Annotated in this window: 12 protein-coding genes; all 12 read right to left on the minus strand. The window is 52.7% G+C overall.

What is annotated here, in order from left to right:
* Positions 1 to 9: 9 nt before the first annotated feature.
* Positions 10 to 498 (minus strand): DUF4304 domain-containing protein, encoded by a 489-nt coding sequence (locus tag WCO56_00535; GenBank protein MEI7728028.1) that lies wholly within the window; start codon positions 496 to 498, stop codon positions 10 to 12.
* A complete protein-coding gene (locus tag WCO56_00540) occupies positions 495 to 1,988 on the minus strand; it encodes an RHS repeat-associated core domain-containing protein (GenBank protein ID MEI7728029.1) in 1,494 nt (497 codons plus the stop codon). The genes WCO56_00535 and WCO56_00540 overlap by 4 nt, the downstream gene beginning before the upstream one ends.
* Positions 1,989 to 2,206: 218 nt before the next feature.
* A complete protein-coding gene (locus tag WCO56_00545; protein MEI7728030.1) occupies positions 2,207 to 3,007 on the minus strand; it encodes a hypothetical protein in 801 nt (266 codons plus the stop codon).
* 20 nt (positions 3,008 to 3,027) lie between these two features.
* Complete coding sequence (locus tag WCO56_00550) at positions 3,028 to 8,967, minus strand: RHS repeat-associated core domain-containing protein (GenBank protein ID MEI7728031.1); 5,940 nt, start codon at positions 8,965 to 8,967, stop codon at positions 3,028 to 3,030.
* A gap of 19 nt (positions 8,968 to 8,986) precedes the next feature.
* Entirely contained in the window at positions 8,987 to 11,230 is a 2,244-nt protein-coding gene (locus tag WCO56_00555; GenBank protein ID MEI7728032.1) for a LamG-like jellyroll fold domain-containing protein, read from the minus strand.
* 402 nt (positions 11,231 to 11,632) lie between these two features.
* Positions 11,633 to 12,529 carry a UbiA-like polyprenyltransferase gene (locus WCO56_00560; protein ID MEI7728033.1) on the minus strand — a complete coding sequence of 299 codons (897 nt, stop codon included), beginning with the start codon at positions 12,527 to 12,529 and terminating at the stop codon, positions 11,633 to 11,635.
* A gap of 69 nt (positions 12,530 to 12,598) precedes the next feature.
* Positions 12,599 to 13,960 (minus strand): twin-arginine translocase subunit TatC, encoded by a 1,362-nt coding sequence (locus tag WCO56_00565; GenBank protein ID MEI7728034.1) that lies wholly within the window; start codon positions 13,958 to 13,960, stop codon positions 12,599 to 12,601.
* Between the two features lie 120 nt (positions 13,961 to 14,080).
* The gene (tatA, locus tag WCO56_00570) at positions 14,081 to 14,350 is read right to left on the minus strand and encodes a twin-arginine translocase TatA/TatE family subunit (GenBank protein MEI7728035.1); all 270 of its coding nucleotides are present in this window, start codon (positions 14,348 to 14,350) and stop codon (positions 14,081 to 14,083) included.
* 114 nt (positions 14,351 to 14,464) lie between these two features.
* The gene (locus WCO56_00575) at positions 14,465 to 15,097 is read right to left on the minus strand and encodes an OmpA family protein (protein MEI7728036.1); all 633 of its coding nucleotides are present in this window, start codon (positions 15,095 to 15,097) and stop codon (positions 14,465 to 14,467) included.
* A 35-nt stretch (positions 15,098 to 15,132) separates the two neighbouring features.
* On the minus strand, positions 15,133 to 15,774 hold the full coding sequence (locus WCO56_00580; protein MEI7728037.1) for an OmpA family protein: 642 nt from the start codon (positions 15,772 to 15,774) through the stop codon (positions 15,133 to 15,135).
* A 27-nt stretch (positions 15,775 to 15,801) separates the two neighbouring features.
* Positions 15,802 to 16,971 (minus strand): hypothetical protein, encoded by a 1,170-nt coding sequence (locus WCO56_00585; protein ID MEI7728038.1) that lies wholly within the window; start codon positions 16,969 to 16,971, stop codon positions 15,802 to 15,804.
* Positions 16,968 to 17,528, minus strand: coding sequence for an energy transducer TonB (locus tag WCO56_00590; GenBank protein MEI7728039.1), 561 nt, complete (start codon positions 17,526 to 17,528; stop codon positions 16,968 to 16,970). The genes WCO56_00585 and WCO56_00590 overlap by 4 nt, the downstream gene beginning before the upstream one ends.
* Positions 17,529 to 17,640 lie beyond the last annotated feature (112 nt).

A 17,640-nucleotide genomic window follows, 5' to 3' on the forward strand; every position in this document is an offset into this window, starting at 1 on the left:
TTTCGCCTGCTATTGGTTGCCATCTGTTGGTAGTAAGGAATTGATGTTTAGGAAGCGCCGTGCCTGAATGGTTGTTCGATTTCGAAGCGATTCGTTCTTAGAAAGCTGCCAAGTGATTGTCCTAAGCGTCGATAGCGCTTCAAGCCACTGTGATCCCTTTCCGATTATCTCAAGTATGTGTTGGCGTCGTTCATCATCTGTTAATGTTCGGTTTTCGAGATCGAACACCTTGTGGACTGTCTCTCGGTCACCGGCAACGCGGTCGAGACGAATATTAATATGGCAATGTTCTTCACGGGGATATTCCTGCCGATTCAACTCACGAATGGAAACTGCCAAATTCACGTAATATTGACCACCATAATCCGACTTTTGCAGGTCCAAGACAAGCACAGTTTCTGGATAATGCCGATACCATGCAGACCGTCGTTTGATGAAGCCGAAAGGCTTCAGAACGCCATCAATTATCTCTTCCAGTTTTTTTTGGTTCGTGATCATCGGTTATAGGTGTCCACACTGCCTTTCCAATTACCACCGAAAACTTCTTCTAGTTCTTGAAGATACCCTTCCAATTGGCGTTCGCCACGTTGTATCGCACGCGGATTGTTCGGTTTAAGCTCGCGAACAATTTTAGCGTCGAAGTCAACAGCATCCGGCTTTTTGCCGCTTGGCAATCTCACCTTCAGGTCATAGCTCGGGCCTGGGTTGTAGAGCTTGTGAGCATCGCGTCCGGCTTTGGTGAATGCAGTTTCTCCCGACTTTGCAGAACAAGTCCCTTTTGTAAATAAGCTTTTCGCCTTCTGCCACAATCCCGTTTTGCGCGCAGCATCAGCAATGATAACAGCACCACTGGTGGCCGCAGCTGCGGTTTTAACTTCTGGAACCGGGCCATTCAAATAACCCTCTGTGAGGTCAGTTGCATTGCGCGCTGTGGCTTGAAGCGCACTCCATCTTTCTTTTGTTAATTGCTGATCAGTACTAAAGCCGGTGGGGTCATTGTTTTGATTTAGTTGGTCCTGTAGGTTTTGGCAACTGGAATAGCCTTTTGAACGAGCCCATGCGTCCAGACGATTTTGACCTTGGAGTTCTGCCGCAGAAGGCCATAAGTATGTTAAGGGATTATACCAATCACCAATTTCCAGCCCGAACGAATCCAGCCAATTCTGAGGATCATTCCCAACGAACCCATATAGGTTAAGTCCTCCGTATTCCCCAATCGGGTCCGCATTGATCCACCGTTGCAGGCCCGGATTATAGTATCTGCGCCCATAGTAAGGCAGACCGCTTGGCACATGGAATTCCTTACTCGAAAACCGGTACGTATTGGCATCCGCCAATGAACCGCTGATGCCAAGCGGATTGCCATAGGGATCATACTGATAACGAGCCACTATATTCTGAATGGCGTCCACCATCATGGTGATATTGCCATTACCGTCAGCATGATAAAACGCGGAGGCCTGCAAGGCGCTGGAACCCACTCGCCGCATCAAGGCGTTATCTGTCCGGGCCAGTAACCCACCTATGCCCCCAGCACTTTGGAATCCACCACTTAAGTCAAGCCCCCGAGAATACGTCACACATGGGATATTGTTGCTGTCCCGTTCCTGCACTACCAAACTACCATCATAAACATACCGGACTTCATTGGTGAGAAGCCAGGAGCTAGAAGCTGGGAGATAGGAGAAATCACGGACGATGCGCCGCCGCATGAGACCATCATAAACGAACTCTGATTTCCACTGATTCGTGGCGGTGATGCGAATGAGTTGGTTATCATCATCGTAATCGAATACTCTGATTCCATCGCCAACCATGTTTCCATTCAGGTCATAACTGAACGTCGAGGAAGCAGGCACGTTGAGCGTAATAATATTGGTCGCCCTGACTCCATTGGTATCCTGAGCAATGGCGGTAAACGTGTTGCTGCCAGTGGACAGGGTTAGATTCGTGCGAGCAAAGGTGCCATCGGCATACACAGCAGCCATCCGAGGAACAGCCGCGTCCAATCGCGGCTGATACGCCAAAGCGAGTTGTGCCGCGCATAGCAATCCGGCGAATAACATGTAGCAGAACCGGCCCACGCAATGACTTTAACAAAACTCATCAGGAAAACAAGGACACAGAACCGTACTGTTTTTGTTCATGCACTTTTACGGCGCTTTTCACCTGCTATTGGTTGCCGTCTGGTTTCAAGAAGAGATTTTTATTCTTCCAATATTTTGGGTATAAGTTTCCTAAACTCCCAATAGTAATCACGATCTTCCGGCTTTGGATCTGGGAGTGCGAACAACTCGGCCTCTTGAGGCGAGACAAGATCTTTATAACAGTTTGTGTGCAGTACTGCTCTCTGACCTGGACCAACATGGTGGACGTTCAGGCGGACAGCTCCGTTTAGCCGCCCATCCTTGGAGCGAACTCCCACCGTTAGTGCTGCCAGTGTATATTGGCTCGCATTAATGATCTCAAATATGTGATTTCCATCGGTGTCAACACCCAGCACCAGCCAATGCATCATGCGTCTCGCCTCAATAATCTCCGTTTCTTGCGCGGTGAAAGGCTTTGGTCCACGCAATATCTCCTCCCATTTCTTTCTTCCATACGCGTTCCGGGCGCTGGCAGAGCTTTCTACTACCCACTCTTCAAAGCTATCCGCCACCTTCGTTTCCGAACCTTCCTCAAATTCAAAAACAGGAAACTCAGCCGAATTAACTACAGGCTTCACGTACACAGTCGCACCATCGTGCCATCCAATATGGTAGATTGATGCTCCGTTATCAATCGTCGCCTGTCTTGGTCCGGCAAATATGCCTATTCGATAGCCAATTCGGCTCCTTCGATATAGTTTTGCGGTTCCGAACTTCAGGGTAAACTCTTTATACGCCGAAGGTAGGGCGAGGATTGATCCAATCACGGCCTCTCGCAGTTTCACATCCGCAGGACCCTCTACCGAATGAAATTGGGGTGTCTTAATCGCCGATATTTCCTGTTCAAGCCACTCAAACATACAGATCGTTTCCTTCCGACTTATTTATTAGCTTCCCGTGCCGGGGTTCCCAACGCGCCCCACCGCTGATAATCGGTTAACCCGTCTGGTCCAGGAATATTGTGCGGATCGGGTGCACCGGGGTCTCGTGGAGTAACTGTCATCGGATCACCACCTTCTTTTAATGGTGGGGTGTGTTCCGCTGGCCACGGTCTGCCATTCGCATCCTCCGGCCACTGTCGTCCCGTCCGCTCTTCCCAGGCATTTCGCGCGGCGTCCTTGCGGTTCTTAAAGAAATTTCTGGCCTGTGCATTCTCTTTGGTGGTTCGTTGCGCTGTCTTCAACTCCCCTACGACCTTGCACGGCTTGCTCGCCTTGCTGAGCTTGCCCACTTGTCCCTCTGGAACCACCCACTGAACAGCCATTAAGAACGTGCCAGCCACCCTAATGAACGGGCTTCCCGATTCCCTCATGCACTGCACAGTATCATCAACTGGCTTAAGTATTCTGCCCAAGCCATCTAACACCTGCCCGATAGGTGAGCTTTCGAGCGGGCCATGCAGGCCAATCCCATAACTCTGTCCAAACTGTTGATCCGCATATTGCACCGTGGCATCTCTGCCGTTGAGATTGAAACTCAGCCTGACCGGTTGCGGGGCCAGGCCATCCGGGTCGATATATGAGAGCGGGCCGTTGTAAACAAAACGGTAGGGGTTCGAGTCGAAGAGAACCCCAAGTGGGTCGGGCGAAGTCCACCGTTGCAGACTCGGATTATAGTATCTGCGCCCATAGTAAGGCAGGCCGCTTGGCACATGGAATTCCTTACTCGAAGATCGGTACGTGTTGACATCCGCTAAGGAGCCATTGATAAACAAGGTATTTCCGTAAGGATCATACTGATAACGGGCCGCTACATTTTGAATGGCATCTGCCAACATCGTCATATTACCATTACCGTCCGCATGATAAAACGCTGAGGCTTGCAAGGCACTGGAACCAACTCGCCGCATTACGGCGTTATCTGTGCGAGCAAGCAACCCACCAATACCCCCAGCACTTTGGAATCCACCGCTTAAATCAAGTCCACGGGAATACGTCACACATGGCACATTATTACTATCCCGTTCCTGCACTACCAAACTGCCATCATAAACATAGCGAACTTCATTAGTAAGCAACCAGGCACTATTGGTCCATGTGAATTCCTTTCCAATGCGTCGCCGCATTAGTCCATCGTACAGAAACTCGCTCTTCCATTGATTGGTGGCAATGATGCGAACTAGTTGATTTTCATCATCATAATCAAATCCGCGCTGACCGTCGCTGGTAAGGTTTCCGTTCAGATCATACGCAAAACTGGGGGAAGCAGGCACGTGCAGGGTAATAATGTTAGTCGCTTTGACTCCGTTGGTATCCTGGGCAATGGCGGTAAAGGTGTTGGTGCCGGTTGATAGGGTTAGGTTAGTGCGTGCGAAAGAGCCATCCCCATAAATAACAGCCAACTGATTATTGACGGTAATGTTGGTGGGAGAACCGCTAACCACGCCTGCTACTGTCAACGTGCCGCTCCGGCTACCTGTGGTCAACTGATTAAGGCCATCTGCATTGAAGGTCTGTAGCAAGGCATTGTTGGTACGATAATTCAGGTTTCCAGCGAGGTCATAAGCGTAGCCGAATTTCTCATGCAGCCTGACGGTATTATCGGCTTCTTTTCCAATCGCCGTCTTAAGCTGCCCAATCGCGTCATACGTGAAATCTACCCGGCGACCATCTGCACGAACAGTGCTCTTGCGTTGACTAGCGTCGTCGTACTCGTACCCATGAGCATTGAGAATACCGACACTGCCAATCAACGCGGTATTGGTCAACCTGGCCAGGTAATCGAAAGCGTTAGTGACATAGGCTCCGTTGGGCAATGACAACTGCCGTACCAGAGCCGAAGGGGAATTGGGCGCGCCGTAGCCATAGTTGAAGCTGCCTGACGGGTTGGAGATCGTTTGCAACCGTCGCATAGAGTCCCAAGTGTAGGTTTGTGTCCAGGCTGACGCATTGGGTTGCTGGAGAGATAGGGTTTGCCGCTGACGATTGGCATAGCCTAACGTAACGGTGTCATTGTCCCAAGGGCCGTCTTCAGAGGTTAACCGGCCCATTGAGTCATACGCAAACTGTGAAGTCCCCACGGCATCGGTCATGGATTGCATCCGGTTAAGTGCATCGTACGAGTAGCTGAATGAGGTGCTGGATGGATGGGCGACCGTCAACAGGTTACCACCCGCATCACGCGCATAGGTGGTTAATCCTTTGGCCGGAGTCCATCTAGCAGTTAACTGTCCATTGGCATTAAAAGCATTGGTGACTATGACTGTGCCGCTGTCGTTGGTCTTGGCCAGCACTTGCCCATAAATATCATAATGCCACGAGGTCTTCTGGTTCTTTGCATCGGTAAGCGTCTGCAAATCACCAGCCGGAGAGTAATCAAAGCGAGTGACTTCGAGATTGGCGTTAGTGGTAGCCCATAAACGGCCGGCAACATCGCGTCCAAAGCGAGTGATTTGGTTCAATGGGTCAGTATAGCTGATCAGCCCACTCGGGGAATATTCAAAGCTCTCAGGATTCGTTCCTTGAGCCGTGCGGGAAGTGAGACGATGGAGTTCATCATACGTCATCCGAACACTAACCCCATTGGCATTGACGACGTTAGTCGCACGGTCCAAACAATCATATTCAACCAGGAACAGTCGGCCAAAGGAATTTGAAGCGGTTATCGGCAATCCTTGAAGATTGTTGTAGTTCGTGATGCTACCCGTGCCATCACTTACGATTCGCACACGGCCAAGAGCGTCGAATCGGTTAATCGTGCTGGTGTTATCCGGCAAGACCACTTGGGTTAGTCGCCCAACTAGATCATTGGAATAATGGATTGCGTCACCAATTGCATTAATGATGGATTCGAGCGAACCACAATTACAATAGGAATAGCCGGTCACTTGGTTCAAAGCATTGGTCTCAGCAATCCGTTGGCGCACCGGATTATACAAATACCGTGTCCAATGATCGAGGCGATCCTTGGCTCCAACCACATCCAGCCAATGATAAACGTTGGTGGTATAGGTGCCATCGGGATAAGTTACGGAAACCAGACGTTCAAGGTTGTCGTAAGCCAAGTTGACAGTTAGGCCCCGTGGATCAGTGACAGTTTTAGGGAGTCCATGATCAAAGGTGAAACGATTGGTGCGATTGATTTCCAAATCAACGACCGCTGTGGGATATCCGGTGTTGTTATCGTACTGGTACTGGGTAGTGAGTCCCGATGGGATCTGTCGTTGAATAAGCTGATGGGTATTAGTGTTGTACTGGTAGGAGGTAAGTTGCCCCTTTGCATCAATGGTATAAGTCACCTGATGGTGTTCATTATAGCCAAAATCCATGTCGCTCCAGGTGCGGGATTGGAAAAACTGTAACAAATCAATCCCGTTAGCGGCATACACATACCGGTTGGTGCGTAATTGGGTAGTGCCACTGGAATCCGACCAGGTTTCAATCTCTTTCAAAGGCAAACCATAGTCGTTGCGTTCAGTGCGTTTATACCAAGTACGACCATCCGGCAGTACAAACGCCGTCATGAGCGGCAGGATTTGCGTGCCTTGAATGCTCGCCGTGGGTTTTCCTTCGTGATCATACCACGTGATTTGCCCCAGGGTTTGGCCATCGGGACTGGCTGTGCGTTCCATCGCCAAGGTCTGGCTTACGAAATTAGTTTCTGGATGCTGCAACCAATGGCTCAGCTTGGCTTTCAGATAATCATTCGAGACCAGGTTGAAGACATTGGTAGTGGAAAGTGTGGGACATTGTCGGGCGTTCCAGTGAAACGTGTTGCGAACATTCAGGTTGGTCGTCTCAAAATAGGTGGGGAAACCAGTAATGGCCGGCACCAAACTGTAACTGGCGGGCACTGGGTCCGGACCACCATCCCTGCGCAAATACAAATGCTGGCTTTGATCAGGCCGGGTGACGAGGATGGCTTTTACCGTTTCGGTGGGATGGTTGGGATCGGTGCCGCTAGGATATTCGAACCGAGTCATTCCATACGGTGTTGACAGGGATGCAATCTGCCCGCTGCTACTATAGCCTATTCCACTCGTGATTTGCACCACGTCCGTAATATTGGTCAACCGCCCCTGATTATCATAGGCAAACCAAGCAGTACGGCCATAGGGATCGGCGATATGGTCAATCAAGTTGGTGCCAGAGGCATAGGTGATGACATTGGTGAGACCATCGCCGTCAATCACGTAGCGCAAAAGCACTGCTGAATTGTTGGTGTATTGAAAAGTAATAGCCCTGCCTTGCGGATCCTGTTGTTTGGTCAGATAAGTTTGCCCGTTGGCGCTGAAGGCATATACGAGCTTGCTACCATCTCCAAACTGGACTTCATACCAGGCATTACTTTGGGCATCCGTCACCTGGTCAAGTCGCGCATTCAATTCATAGTTCCAGCGGCCCGTACACATGAGCACATTGGCACCGCTGGGCAGATAAACTTGGTTGGTCGGTCCGGTTCCTTGCATGAATGACAGCCAGGAAGAGGCCCAACCAGTACCCAAGCTAAAGACACCGGGGCTGCTGCCGGTTGTGCCATCCCCTTGCTGATAGTGAATCGTTAGTTCAACCCGCGGCCCTTTGCTGGGATTGTAAGCAAACGGGGTGTCGTTGAGCCATAAGTTGATTTGTGGTTCCGAAACCGACCAATCCATCATCCCGTGACAATTATCACAGGGGGGTAGATCAGTGTTGGGATCTGAGGCTACCGGAATGGGTGTTGTGTGCGTATCTAAGATAGGTTGGGCGACCATCAACCAACTGCCAGTCCACCAGTATCTCTCTAGCCAATCGTGTCCATATATCGGTGGACAATCGTCTTCAATGGTCAGCGGGGCAGTAACATTGCCAAATACCTGCGAAATAAAATTACTGTGGGTACTGAAATTAGTCAGGCAATGCCATTTGTGGTCGTTTGTAACCGGGAATGAAGGTTGTCCGTTATAGTTTGTTACATAGACATAGTCATCCGGAGCATCGTTTGGCGCGATTAAATATAGATATGCGGTATTGGTGAATCCTGTTGGATCTATCGCAAAACGCCCACGTGTAGCCCCCATCCTTCCATAATAGTTGGTGGAATCAGTATACACGTTATAGCTCAAGTCATAAAAAACATCCAAACCATAAGCATAGTCTCCCCATCGTTGAAGGTAAGGTATCCACGCATCGTTGGCCAACTGTTCGTCAAAAGCATTGCGCAAACTGGTTTTAAAGGAGTCACAAGCACCGAAGCCGAAGTCTGCTGAGGCCTCCGCAAAAATATACTCCGGGTTTGAATGATCATCATCAATGCCAATAAAACTGGCCCAATAATAAACCGATACATATTTTAGTCGCGAAATGTCATTTGAAATCATGTTAAAATAGACAGGCCAATTTGATGCGTTTACGTCGCTGAAATTCAGATTCGAAATGAACCCCACTTCACTGCTATTCGTGGTCTGGTACTGCGGTAGTAGAGGAAGCCAAGAATAATCATCTGCTGCAATGGATGCCCCTTCAATATTATTGGTGCCGTTGGTCGTGGCAACAAAATTAGAGTACACGCCGCTGCTGAAATAATTAGCGACCAGATTTTGAACCAACAGTGTCATATTGTCATCCGAACGGTTCGTATAATAACCGGTGGCAGGAAAAACCGGCGCATTACTGTAAACACCCGTGCATGAAGGCCACGAAATGTAGGTGCCATTAATATAATAATATCTGGCTTGGAATTCACGCTGCAACGACTCGATGTCGTAGTAATCCGCCCGCAATTGTTTAGCGAATGGAAATAGCACAGCAGCCAGCAGCAATAGTGTAACCATGCTTTGCCAACGCTGTCTTAACCAGCCACCGTTTTGCTCCTGTCCCGTCCCTTGATGTTCAGTATTCATGATGTGAGATCCTTGAAGATTATGGCGCAAAGCTATTCGCGTTGGGGTAAGTAATGCGGATGGCCAACCCGGAATTGGTGACCACCGAATTGGTTAGCAGGTGTCCATAAGTCTGCCACTCCCACCAATCAGGTATCCCGTTATTGTTGCTATCAAACGCTGGGTTACGAAACAGGAAACTTACATAATCAGCGGCAATGGTCGTTTGATCCAGCGGGTAATTATAAAGCTCCAATTCATCCAGTAAGCCAGGCAAAGGACATTGACCAGTACGATCATTGCCAATAATCAAACCGGCAGCGCGTTGAGCAATCGTGGGAATATACGTGACACCAATATTTGTGGCCACCAGTTGCGCGTCCACATAAATTTGGCTGGAGGTGCGATTATACGTCAAAACCAACTGATGCCAGATCGAGTTGGACCAGGCAATAGCAGCCGAGATATTGGTTTGATTGGTGCCATTCTGCGAGGTGCCAAAGCAGAGGTTCGTGCCGTTGCCAGTGATGCCCAACTTCCAATCGTTGGAACCATCGCCGGTCTGGAGCAATACCATATTGGAAAGCGTCCCGCTCCATTGGGGCTGAAACCAACAGCGAACAGTACCTTGTTGGCAATTTAGGTTCGCGGTGCCTTCCGGCTTGAGGTCCGCATACGCCACTCCATTGGAAAGGCCCGCCGCGATACGCAATGCGTTGGTGGAAGCACCATTGGTCAGGGTTACTCCACTAGCATAAGTTGGCAATTGCCCCTGTTCACCAACCCAATTCGTGGAGTCAAATCGCCAGGAAGCCGTCAATAGGTTCGAGACGCTGGCAGGATCAAATGGATTCGCCCCAGCCTGGTATTCCATCAGGTTCGATACCCCATCGCGATCCGGATCAGCATTCAGGGTCAAGGCGTTCAGCAATCCGTTGAACCAAGTGAACTCCCAAGCGTCCTCGACGCCATTGCTATTGGCATCGGAATTGCCATGGCTGACCAATTGTTCAAACGCATAGCTGAGCACATGGCCGTTGGTGGCATTGGTGCGCCCAACAATAAAGCATTCATAAGCCAAGCCGGCATCCGCCAGCATCAGGTTGGTTTCTCCCGGCGCGGTTCGTAATAACCAAGTCCAGGTGGCGCTGGCAGCATTGCTTGGCCCCAAAGTACTCGTTCCATACAGATCATATACCCCATTGGTTTCCCCGCCGGCAATAGTCAGGGCAATGCCATTGGTATCATAGGCGATCTTGGAAAACCGCAAATAATTCGTGGGGAAAGACTCGATCCAGCTACTAAAGAAAAAACTGTCATTGGTGCTACTGCCACCGCTACCACTACCTGGGTCGGGTGGCGATGGTGCCCCATCCGCTTCCGCGCGTTGAGGCCCACGATGACGCCTCAAGGTTCGATATTGTGCTATGGATTCCTGAACGCTGATCGGTCCCATAGCCGCCAACAGGCTCTGCGATTGATAGTCCCACCCAAACTGTGCTTCCGTGCAGGCATACGGGAAGAAATAGATTTCATCTAGTTGCCCCTGGAGTTTCTCCAGTCCGCCCGCGTTCGCGCCCATGTAGCAAATCCAATTATCTAGGTCGGCGGGGTGTGCCAAGGCCGGCAGCCCTCGATTCGTGGCGATGGTCTTGCCGTCCAGAATCAGGGTCACGGCCTCTGGGCCATAGACCACCCCGAATTGATGAAAGACATCCTTTTCCAAGGCAACGGTAGCATGAACGATATCCACCGCCTGACCAGCGTGATACGCGCTCAAGTACACGGTGTTGCCGTCGGGATCAAAGTACAGCGCAAACCCGGTCGGGGTTCTCGCATTCACCCTGGCGATTTCCAGCAAGCGGGCGTGGGTGCCCGGCCCTTGGCCACCCAAGGCCGTGCTGGACCACGCGGTAGAAAACCACAGCCGAATGCTGCCGGTGTTGGGCAAGAAGTTGGGGCGTTTGCGGGTTCCTTTGGCGGGGATCATGCAGTAGGAACGTGTCGCGCCGGTCATGAGCAGCGATTCGCCAGACCACGATTCCGCGAGTTGCACGCCCTTCAAATAGACCGTCCCTGAAACCGCCTCCGCCACCAAGTTCGTCTTCAGATCGTTGGCCCGGAATATCAGGGACTCCCCTTCCGGCAGGGCTGGACGGGCGGGACGCGAACGCGCCATCGCCGGCAAGATGGACAGACCAAGCAGCAATGCCAGAGTCACTACAAACTTTCCCGCTATGGACACTTGGTGCCCACCATCATTCACCGCCACATTCTTTTTCATAATTTTAACCTGCCCGTTGTTTGTCACCCTCAGGCTATCAGACAAAAAGGCGCGACCCAACGCGCCGCTGCCAGAGGCACCGCGAAGCGCCTTCCCACAAATGACACGCCAAGCCGCGCCCGAGTGGGCGCGGCTTCGGTCGGTTTGTGGGGCTAAGGAAAATTCGCGGTTTTCTGGCAAGCCCGCAGCCGAAGCTACAAAGTTAATATTAAAGAACTACTGCTAGGAAAAGTTTTACTTTTCCATAAGGGACGCCTTGCAGATTACGCTAATGTAAGTTTTCGTCAATATGATTTCAAACATTTTTTAACGCCGTAAGAATGAGTTTATTGAGCGGATTCGTTTAGGCTGGCTGGTTTAGTCGTGTTTTTGCGTGAGCAAGGGAATTCGCTTGTGTCGCCACTATTTCAGGCGGAAGCCGCCTTTGCACACCACTTCGATCAGGACCGTCAGCAGGAAGACACAACTGATGACGGCGTTCAGGCGGAAGAAGGAGTTCTGCACCCAGTTTAACCCGCGTCGGCGCGCCAGCCAATGTTCAAAAACCAGGCAGCTCAGGATGATCAGCAGTCCGAGCAGATACGCAAGGCGGAAGCGGCACAGCAGGCCAAAAAGGAACAACAAACCCCACATGAGCATGTGCGAGAGGAATGCGGCGGTTAGTGCGTTTTTCGGCCCCCATGCCACGACCAGGGAATGCAGGCCGTGCTGGCGATCAAATTCATAATCCTGGATGGCGTAGATGAGGTCGAACCCGATCAGCCAGAAAATCACCACCACCGCCAGCACCGACATTTCCAACACTTCGATGCCGGTGACGTCCATGCCCCGGACGGCGAGCCAACCGCCTACTGGCGCGAGCGCCAGCGCCAGACCAAGGAAGACGTGTGTGTAATCGGTGAATCGTTTGGTCAGTGAGTAGAAACACACCACTACGATTGCGACGGGGGACAGGTAGAAGCAAAGCCGGTTGAGTAAGAAGCTGATCGCAATCAGTCCCAAGGCACTCAGGATGCAGAGCAGCCATGCATCGCTTAACTTGATTTTTCCGGCAGGCAAATGGCGCCCGGCGGTGCGCGGGTTCTGGGCGTCATATTCCCGGTCGGCGATCCGGTTGAAACTCATCGCGCAAGTGCGGGCGCAGACCATCGCACCCAGAATCAACCCGAATTTGGTCCAGCCCGGCCAGCCATAATTATCCCGCGCCGCCACCGCCATGGCCGCCAGGGCAAACGGCAGGGCGAAAATCGTATGGGAGAATTTGACGAACTCTCCCCATCTGCGCAGGGTGGCAAACATCACATTACAACGGGCATTCGGTTTTCGGGTTTGGCCCGCGACCGCCATCATCCCCGGCCAACCGTCACGTTAATCTTGCTTCGGGTTGGCGGCTTCGGCTTCCGCTTTTTTGCGGGCCTGACGTTCCCAGTACCAAGCGACCCAGATGCTCATTTCGTACATTAATTGCAGCGGAATGAACATCAGAAGCTGCGTCAGTACCTCGGGGGTGGTCAGCAACGCGCCCAGAATCAGGTTCACCACGATCATGTACCGGCGGAACCCGGCCAGTTTCTGATAATCCAGAATTCCGATCTTCACCAACGCCAGCAAAATGACCGGCATTTCAAAGCCCAGCCCCATGCCCAGCATGAATTTGCAGGTGAAACTGAAATACGTCTCCGCGCGCCATTGCGGCACTTCAATCCCCATCCATAACGCATATTGCTCCGCTGCGCGCAGGGCCAGCGGCATGATCGCGAAATAACAAAAGCTCACGCCGGTCAAGAAAAGAGCCAGCCCAATGAAGAAGGCGCGCACAAAGTACTTTTTCTCCTTCCAACGCAGCGCTGGCACGATGTATTGGCCGAGGAAATAGAACAGGAATGGGGCGGCCAGCAACAGGCCACCAAAGAAGGCGATGTGCAGCGAGGAAACAAACGGGGCGGCGGGGTCCAAGTACACCAGTTTGGGGCCAATGGAGACTTTGCTTTCCAACGGGGAGTTGGTTTCCACTTTCAAGGCGAGCATCGGCTGATCATTGATCATCACGGTGGTCATGCGCATTACCACGGCCTGGTTGCTGCCCAGGTTCAATCCGGCAAACAGGTTGGTCTCCGTCTTGAACTGCCAGAGAATCTGGTCATTCACCGCCACGCCCACATGTTTGGTGTTGCTGGCGGAAATCAGGGCGGAAGTCATCTTCCCGGCGCGATGGAGTGGCCAAGTGAGGATTTCGACCACATAGTTCACGCCAAACAGGCAGACCATCATGCCCAACAGCAGCGCAATGGCACATTTGACGAGCACCCAGCGCAAATCCTCGAGGTGTTCCAGAAAGGATTTAATCGGCCCGCCTTCATCCCCGCTATCGTCCGAGGTGCTGGGCGGTTCGGTGCTGTCACCGCCGCCTTGTCCCGTATTACCGCTCTCACTTGCAGGGTTGGCTACCGCCGTGGTGGAACTACCGCTGTCGCTGGTACCACTGCCTTCCGGGTGCTCGCTGTGATAATCGTAATTGTATTCTCCGTAATCGGATTGACTGTTGTATTCCGAGTATTCGGAGGTGGTGGATGCCGTCTCAGAAGGTGCAACGGCGGAACTATCGCTGGCAGGTGGTACCGGAGCGGGTGTACCGTCCGCGTTTGCGGACGGCGTTTTCGCTTCAGCAGGAGCCGGGGCAGGGGCCGGATGCTCCGAACCGGTGGTGCCGGTTGGAGTGGGCGTGGTCACGGATTCAGCCGGTACAGTCCCTTCTGGAACCTTTGCTCCCGAATTTGGAGGTAATTGTGCCGGGCTATCCTGACCCGGTGCGCCGGGCTCGTTAGCCATTGCCAGATGCCGCAGGTTTGATTAAGAGACCTTAACCTGCGGAGTTTGGGGCGGTTGCGCTTGCGGAACCGGAGTCGGGGCCGGGGGGGCCACCTTTTTCGGCGGTGCTGATTCTTCAGTCATCGCGCGTTGCAATTCGCTATTGACCTCATTGGAGGCCTTCTTAAATTCCTTGATGCCCTGACCGAGACCTTTGGCAAATTCGGGAATTTTCTTGGCGCCGAATAAAACCAGAATGACGACCAGCACGAGCACCAGCTCGCCGCCGCTCAGTCCCAAAACTGCCAACATTGCATTACTCATAATAGATTCGTTTCGTTGAAAAAAAATATACGCCTGCCGCTTTGGAAGTAAAGCGGCAAAACCATAAATTTGCGCCGCAATATCCGTCGGAGGCTGGATTTATTAGGATTTAGGCTTGTACAACACGAACTCGCCGCGGCGGTTCTTGTTACGCGCGGCTTCATCATGGGCTTCCACCGCCGGACGGTCCTTGCCGTAGCTGATGGTGAACAGGCGTTTACCCTCAATGCCCAAGGTCATCAAATACTCGCGAATGGCCAGCGCGCGGCGCTCGCCCAAGGCGCGGTTATATTCGTCGGTGCCCATTTCGTCGCAGTGTCCTTCAATCTGGAGCTTGCTCTTGGGCTGATCTTTCAGCACCTTGGCCACCGCTTCGATGTGGGCGTGCTCATTCTTGCGCACTGCCGCGCGATCAAAGTCGAAATAGACCGTGTCAGCTTTGAAAGCATCCCGGTCGGCGGTCATGCCATCCAAGCCTTTGGGTTCCGGCATGTCTTGTGAATTGGCATTCGCCTTGGGGTCCAAGGGATTTCCTTTGATCGTGTTGGGGTCCACGGCAATCGGGGGCTGAAGCGGTTCGATTGGCGGGCGGCTGGCGTTATCCGTTACGGGAGGCTGCGAGTTACCCCCACCATTAGGCAGTTTGGTCCGGGCCTTGCTGCTGGTGTTGCAACCGGTGGTCAGCCATCCGGCTGCCAGACCGACTACTAAAATTGGAATCCAAGTATTTTTCATAGTTAATGTTCAGCGTTAATTTGCTGGTTATACCGTTATTGTTTTGGAGTTAAAAGCACAAATTCACCCCGGCGATTTTTTGCATAAGCCGCGTCATTGTGGCTTGGCACCGCCGGACGATCTTTACCGAAGGACACCGTAAACACCCGATCCGAAGCAATCCCCAGGTTGATGAGGTATTCCCGCACCGCCAAGGCGCGTCGTTCGCCCAGCGAACGATTATACTCCTCCGTCCCACGCTCATCGCAATGCCCCTCGATTTCCACACTGGCCTCGGGTTTTGCCTTGAGCGCGGCTGCCACTTTTTCCGCTTTGCTGCGTTCGGACGCTTTGACCGCCGCCCGGTCAAAATCAAAATACAAAGTATAGGCTTTGAGTGCCTCGCGGTCTTCCGCAAGGTTCTCGCGTTTGCGGCGATCTGCCAGCGGAATGTTGACCGAGGTGCCTTCCTTGGGACCACCTGTCATCGGTCCCAAATCGGTGCCCTGCGCTTTCTCCCGTCCGGTATCCACCGGCATGGTGGGCTCCGCCGGGGTGCCGGTGAAGTCATTGGTGATGGCGCGGGTTTGCCCTGGGATATAGGTCAACGCCGGTTTCTTGTGCCGGCAGCCGGTCGAGAGCACGACGGTCAGCGCCAACCCAAGCACCATCACTGCGCAAAATTTAAAGCGAATCATGAGTATTCAGTCGTTTCGTAAAGTTATTTACCGCGCCCAAGCAGGCTGGGAAGCACTTCCCGAAAGTGACGGCCAATCCTTGGTGCGTTTTGTTGGTACGTCAAGCAAAGAAAGTCGCCCGTTGCCTCGTTCCAGTCCTTTCACATACAATACGGTCCGGGAGTTGGGTGCCCACGAGGGGTCCTGGCCTTCGGTCAACACCTTCGCCTCGCCCCCGGCGGCCGGTATCACGCAAATTTGAAAGCTGCCCATCTGCGACGTGAAAACAATGTATTTGCCATCCGGCGACCAATCCGGCTCGGTGGCATTCAGCACGCCGGCGGTGCTGAGCCGCTGCATCTGGCCGCCGGCGGCGGGGATGGTGTACAGCGCGGCGCGCCCGCTGGAGCGCGAGACAAAGCATATCGTGCGGCCATCCGGCGACCAGCACGGGCAGGATTCACCCTCCCGCGTGTTGGTCAACTGCTTGAGGTTGCCGCCGCTCGCATCGGAGATATAGAGGTTCGGGCTGCCGCCTTTGCTGAGAATCATCGCCACGCGGCCATTGCTCGATACCGCCGGGGAAATGTTCGAGCCGCCAAAGCCGGCCACCATTGCGCGCTTTCCGGAACTCAGTTCCTGCGAATAAATTGCCGGGTAGTTCTGCTTGTACGAGCAGTAAAAGATGCTGTGCTGCCCGGGCCCCCAAGTGGGCGCATTGGCGTTGGACTGGTCGTGCGTGATCTGCACCAGGTTATGCCCGTCATAATCGCCCATGAAGATTTCTCGCACGGGGCCACGCTCAAATTTGAACGCCATCCGGGTTTGGGCAATGCCTTTGATGTTGCGCAGCGCCTGGATGATGTCATCGGCGAAGGCATGGGCCTCGGTGCGCGGGGAGTTGCCGGAGTACGCTTTGCCAAAAATGCGCGACTTGCCTTTGGTGCTGTTCAGGAAACCTTCCAGCCGTCCGTTATAGGTGCCGGATACGGTGTACAGCGATTTCTGTTCATCCACCAACACGCACCCCATCACTTCCAGGTCGAACTTGAGGGTGATATCCACCTCGCCAGAGAAACCCGAAACCGTGATGGGGATGATTGTGGAGGGATCCACGTTTTTACTAATCGTACCGCTTTCCTCCGTCTGCGCTTGCGCCACGGAAGCCAACGTCAGGAGGGTGAGGAATAAAATGGGGGTACGGATAAAATAATTCATGCCGATGCTCGCTTTGCCTTGAGGTTGAAATCAATTTTAAAGTTTTTCTCGATATCCTTGGAATTGGACGGGAAAGGTTTGATTTCCTGCACGGCCTCGATGGCCTGCTGCACGGAACGATCCATCAGCGTATTGCCCGAACGTTTGGTGATGGAGGCGGAGATTACCCGTCCAGAGCGCGCCACTTTCACGCGGACCGTGGCGATTAAATTATCATCGTCAATTTCGCTGGGCGGGTTCCACGCCTCATCATAAATGCCCAGCACTACTTGCAAGTAGTTCCCTCCGATGCCGCTGCCGGAGTCAAAGGTGAACGGCTCGCTGCTGCGCAATCCGCCAATGTTGTTCTTGAGATCACCAAGTACCCGGTTAAACGCATCTTTGCGATCATCCCGGGTATGTCCGGCATCCGCCACTTGGGTACGGGTGGTAGTTGGGGGGCCAGGCTTAGGCGGACGAGTGATCATGGTGGTATTGACCTTGGGGGTCTTATGGCCACTATCCGCAATATTGGTTCGATTGTTGGGCTTCAAAATGCCATCTGGACGCACTGGCACAACCGTTGCCGGTTCTCGCACTCGGGCCGTGGGGCGGGGCGGTTCCGGCTGAGGAGGGGTAGGGGTTCGCACCACCGGGGCGGGTGTCGGGGGTCTGGGCGTTGGTGGAGTC

It is taken from the genome of Verrucomicrobiota bacterium, assembly GCA_037139415.1.
GTDB lineage: Bacteria > Verrucomicrobiota > Verrucomicrobiia > Limisphaerales > Fontisphaeraceae > JBAXGN01.

Bases quoted from the DNA above. Each gene is read 5' to 3' on its own strand.
- WCO56_00535 (MEI7728028.1), bottom strand. From the start codon at position 498: ATGATCACGAACCAAAAAAAACTGGAAGAGATAATTGATGGCGTTCTG.
- WCO56_00540 (MEI7728029.1), bottom strand. From the start codon at position 1,988: ATGGCTGCTGTGTATGCCGATGGCACCTTTGCTCGCACGAATCTAACC.
- WCO56_00545 (MEI7728030.1), bottom strand. From the start codon at position 3,007: ATGTTTGAGTGGCTTGAACAGGAAATATCGGCGATTAAGACACCCCAA.
- WCO56_00550 (MEI7728031.1), bottom strand. From the start codon at position 8,967: ATGAATACTGAACATCAAGGGACGGGACAGGAGCAAAACGGTGGCTGG.
- WCO56_00555 (MEI7728032.1), bottom strand. From the start codon at position 11,230: ATGAAAAAGAATGTGGCGGTGAATGATGGTGGGCACCAAGTGTCCATA.
- WCO56_00560 (MEI7728033.1), bottom strand. From the start codon at position 12,529: ATGTTTGCCACCCTGCGCAGATGGGGAGAGTTCGTCAAATTCTCCCAT.
- tatA (MEI7728035.1), bottom strand. From the start codon at position 14,350: ATGTTGGCAGTTTTGGGACTGAGCGGCGGCGAGCTGGTGCTCGTGCTG.
- WCO56_00575 (MEI7728036.1), bottom strand. From the start codon at position 15,097: ATGAAAAATACTTGGATTCCAATTTTAGTAGTCGGTCTGGCAGCCGGA.
- WCO56_00580 (MEI7728037.1), bottom strand. From the start codon at position 15,774: ATGATTCGCTTTAAATTTTGCGCAGTGATGGTGCTTGGGTTGGCGCTG.
- WCO56_00585 (MEI7728038.1), bottom strand. From the start codon at position 16,971: ATGAATTATTTTATCCGTACCCCCATTTTATTCCTCACCCTCCTGACG.